Origin of the sequence: Corynebacterium sp. KPL2830 (assembly GCF_040225635.1) — a bacterium.
GTDB lineage: Bacteria > Actinomycetota > Actinomycetes > Mycobacteriales > Mycobacteriaceae > Corynebacterium.
Map to the genome: position 1 here is coordinate 1 of NZ_JBEHFR010000073.1, position 621 is coordinate 621.

At 54.4% G+C, this 621-nt stretch carries 1 protein-coding gene; it reads right to left on the reverse strand.

Annotated features, from left to right (window positions below; genetic code table 11):
• Positions 1 to 621: transposase (locus ABRP87_RS11260; protein ID WP_349868868.1), on the reverse strand; the 621-nt coding region annotated here is incomplete at both ends.

Genomic DNA, 621 nt, shown 5'->3' on the forward strand with positions numbered 1-621 from the left:
GGGTCGTCAGGCAGTTGCGTGTGTAGGTACAGCCACCAGTCGCAGGCGAGGCGTTGTTGCTCGTCACGCAGTCCTCGGTGGTCGTGCATCAGTTTCTTGATTTGCGAGTTCACGCCACCTTCCAAACTGTTTGTCGTGCGCTCTAGACGCTGGCCTTGTTCTGCTTGAATGAGATAGGAAAATAGGTGACCATTCCTGCTCATTTTCTTCAGCTCCAGGTAAATACCCCGGTGGATATGGTGGGTGTACCACCATTTTTTGTTGCCGCGTTTAGATTTCGGGATTTGCTCAAAGGGGACGTCTTTGACGTAGGTACGGGCTTTGAGTTGAGTTCTAAATACGGTGCCGAACTGGTGTAGCTTGCCTGTCCATTCAGCGGCTTCATCTAGAGTGCTTACTGCCAGTAGCTCAAATGAAAGCCGTCGCAGTGCTTTACCCATCGGGGAGGTGGGGTGAAGGCCGGTGCCGCGTTGAATGTTGCGTTTGACGTGGACAATGCATCGCTGCACGGCGGTGTCAGGCCACAGGCGGCTTACTGCTTTAAGCCCTCCTGAATGCCCGTCACAGGTGACAAGTCGTGGTGGGGCCAGAGGGTCTAGCAGGCGCATATACGACCAGCAG